Genomic DNA, 3438 nt, shown 5'->3' with positions numbered 1-3438 from the left:
GCCTAACAGCGAAACAAAAGCTGTTCGGACAGCTGCTGATCTCGGCAATTGTTTGCTACCTGCTTGTGAGGGAAGGCCATAGCACGGACTTATATATCCCTTTTGTGGAGTTTCACTTCAATCCTGGTTGGTTGTATTTCCCTCTGATGGCGATTCTCATGCTCGGCGCATCTAACGCGGTGAATTTTACCGATGGGCTGGATGGTTTGCTTGCAGGGACAAGTGCAATTGCATTTGGCGCGTATACGGTGATTGCGATGAACAACACACAACCTGAGGCGGCGATTTTCTCAGCGGCAATGGTTGGGGCTGTGCTTGGTTTTCTCGTCTTTAATGCACACCCAGCCAAAGTGTTTATGGGGGATACAGGTTCGCTTGGCATCGGCGGCGGCTTAGTAGCTGTTGCGATTCTTACGAAAGCGGAGCTGCTGCTGGCGGTTGTCGGCGGAGTGTTCCTGATTGAAATTTTATCAGTCGTTATTCAAGTTGTGTCCTTCAAGACCAGGGGCAAGCGTGTTTTCAAAATGAGCCCGATCCATCATCACTTTGAATTAGTCGGATGGTCGGAATGGCGTGTCGTTATCACATTCTGGGTTGTAGGTCTTGTACTTGCTGCGCTCGGATTATATATGAATGAGGTGTTGTAGAACATGATGCATCCGCGTGAATATCGTGGACTTGAAGTGGTTGTTTTGGGCTTGGCTCGCAGTGGTGTCGCTGCGGCTAAGCTTTTTCATCAAAAAGGAGCCCTGGTCACCGTCAATGACAAAAAAGAGCGGAGCGCATGCCCTGAAGCCGACGAATTGGAGGCTCTGGGTATTTCTGTTGTATGCGGGTTTCATCCGGAGTCCTTGGTGCATGAGGGCGTTGCGCTCGTTGTGAAAAACCCGGGCATACCGTACTCAGTAGACCCGATTCGCAAAGCATTAGAGCTTGGTATTGAAGTCGTTACAGAAGTCGAGGTCGCCTATCAGTTCTGTGAAGCGCCGATTATCGGGATTACAGGTTCAAACGGCAAAACAACAACGACGACATTGATTGGATTAATGTTGGATTCTGCAGGCTTGTCGCCTGTAGTGGCGGGAAATATCGGTCGTGCTCTGACAGAAGCAGCACCTGAAGTTACGGCTGACAATTGGATGGTTGTTGAGCTAAGCTCCTTTCAACTGAAAGGAACGACCTCGTTCCGTCCGCGAATTGCGCTGTTCTTAAATTTGTACGAAACTCATCTGGACTACCATGGTTCGATGGATGACTATATGGCTTCAAAAGCGAAGCTGTTTGAAAATCAAACAGAGGAAGATACGGCTATCTTAAATTGGGACCATCCGGCATGCCAATCGCTTATTCCAACTTTAAAAGCGAAGCTTTTCCCGTTCTCTATGAAAGAAAAATTGTCTTACGGTGTTTATTATGACCAGCCGTCAGATAACCTTGTTTATGCGAATGGCCAAGGTGAGATTGTACCGATTATGCCAGCGCGTGAAATGGGCATTCCGGGCAGCTTTAACGTTGAGAACGCCTTGGCGGCAGCCGCAGCAGCCCTTACAGTGGGCGTTCAGCCTCACATCATCGCAGATGTGCTTAGAAGTTTCAAAGGCGTAGAACACCGCCTGGAGCTCGTAAGAGAGCTTAATGGTGTCACTTTCTTCAATAACTCCAAAGCTACGAATGCTGCGGCAACAATTAAGTCGATTGAAGTATTCGACCAGAAGCTTGTTCTCATCGCGGGAGGCTTGGATCGAGGCTCTGATTATATGGAGCTGCTGCCTACGTTCCGTGAACGTGTTAAAGGTATTGTCGCAATAGGACAAACAAAAGAGAAATTTACACATATCGCTGAGCTGGCAGGGATTAGCCGCATTCAAACCGTCGATACTGCTAAGGATGCAGCGGATGCAGTTTCGCAAGCCGTTCAGCTTGCTTGGCAGATGTGTGAAGCGGGAGACATTGTCCTGCTATCGCCAGCTTGTGCAAGTTGGGATATGTTCCCCTCCTTTGAGGACAGGGGACGCATGTTTAGGGAGTCCGTGCATAACCTTTAAATAGGGCTTATCCACATGTGTTTGCTGGCAGGTGACGATCGTCTCCTGCTCGGCTATTCATCCTTTGGATGTGGCCCAGAACACATAAAGAGGTGTCTGTTATGGGTAAATCACGGTCTGCTCCTGATATTTGGATTATTATTCCAACCTTGCTGCTTTTGACAATTGGCATTATTATGGTTTACAGTGCGAGCAGTGTACTTGCCTTTCGGGAATTCGGCGATTCCCTGTATTACCTGAAACGGCAGTTGATTTTTGCTGTTTTAGGAATCGTTGCGATGTTTTTTACCATGAATGTAGATTATCTCGTTTGGAAAAAGGTAGCACGAATTACATTATTCGTTTGTTTCTTCATGCTTATTATTGTGCTAATTCCCGGGATCGGGGTTGTGCGCGGCGGAGCTAGAAGCTGGTTAGGGATTGGCGCCTTCGGTATACAACCATCGGAGTTTATGAAGATGGGGATGATTCTGTATTTATCCAAAATGTTGTCCGAGAATCAATCCAAAATCACCCAGTTTACCAAAGGGTTATTGCCCCCGCTAGGAATTATGGGGTTAGCTTTCGGTTTGATTATGCTGCAGCCTGATCTTGGAACCGGAGCGGTTCTGGTCGGAGCTTCTCTGCTTATCATTTTTATCTCAGGCGCACGATTGCTTCATCTTTCATATCTAGGTATGATAGGGGTTGCTGGTTTTATTGGACTGATTATTGCTGCTCCGTATCGCTTGAAACGGATTACTGCGTTTTTAGATCCTTGGCAGGACCCGCTTGGTGCAGGCTATCAATCTATTCAATCACTCTATGCGATTGGTCCTGGTGGCTTAGTAGGCTTAGGACTTGGTATGAGCCGTCAGAAATACAGTTATTTACCTGAGCCGCAAACCGATTTTATTTTCTCCATCATCGCAGAAGAACTTGGTTTTATTGGCGGCACTTTAGTGCTTTTATTATTTACCATACTAGTATGGCGCGGAATGCGGGCAGCTATCACTGCACCGGATACGTTTGCAAGTTTAATTGCTGTTGGCATTATCGGCATGATTGCTGTCCAGGTTATTATTAATATTGGTGTTGTCATTGGAATGTTTCCAGTTACCGGTATTACATTGCCATTCATAAGTGCAGGTGGTTCATCATTGACGCTTATGTTGACATCTGTCGGCATCCTGCTCAATATATCCCGTTATTCGAGGTGACAAGGTAATGAAAACAATTGTCTTTACCGGAGGAGGCTCCGCAGGACATGTTACACCTAACATTGCTCTTATGCATAAGCTGAAAGAGTTAGGTTGGGAAATTAAATACATAGGCTCGGCAACAGGCATCGAGAAAGACATCATCGAGCGCGAAGGTGTTCCTTTTTACCCGATATCATCTGGGAAATTACGTC

General features: G+C 46.7%; 4 protein-coding genes. All 4 read left to right on the top strand.

Features of this window, described 5'->3' with window-relative positions:
* On the top strand, positions 1-647 hold a 647-nt coding region (gene mraY, locus AC1DUA_RS29655), incomplete at its 5' end, for a phospho-N-acetylmuramoyl-pentapeptide-transferase (RefSeq protein WP_477503161.1).
* A 3-nt stretch (positions 648-650) separates the two neighbouring features.
* A complete protein-coding gene (gene murD / locus AC1DUA_RS29650) occupies positions 651-2045 on the top strand; it encodes a UDP-N-acetylmuramoyl-L-alanine--D-glutamate ligase (protein WP_477503160.1) in 1395 nt (464 codons plus the stop codon).
* A 101-nt stretch (positions 2046-2146) separates the two neighbouring features.
* Entirely contained in the window at positions 2147-3244 is a 1098-nt protein-coding gene (spoVE, locus tag AC1DUA_RS29645) for a stage V sporulation protein E (RefSeq protein ID WP_477503159.1), read from the top strand.
* Between the two features lie 7 nt (positions 3245-3251).
* The coding region (locus tag AC1DUA_RS29640) for a glycosyltransferase (protein WP_477503158.1) at positions 3252-3438 on the top strand (187 nt) is incomplete at its 3' end.

Source organism: Paenibacillus sp. 01T422, from assembly GCF_056398785.1.
This window is presented reverse-complemented; position numbering and strand designations above follow the sequence as displayed.

Excerpts from the sequence above, each read along its gene's own strand:
- murD (WP_477503160.1), top strand. The coding sequence starts at position 651 with ATGATGCATCCGCGTGAATATCGTGGACTTGAAGTGGTTGTTTTGGGC.
- spoVE (WP_477503159.1), top strand. The coding sequence starts at position 2,147 with ATGGGTAAATCACGGTCTGCTCCTGATATTTGGATTATTATTCCAACC.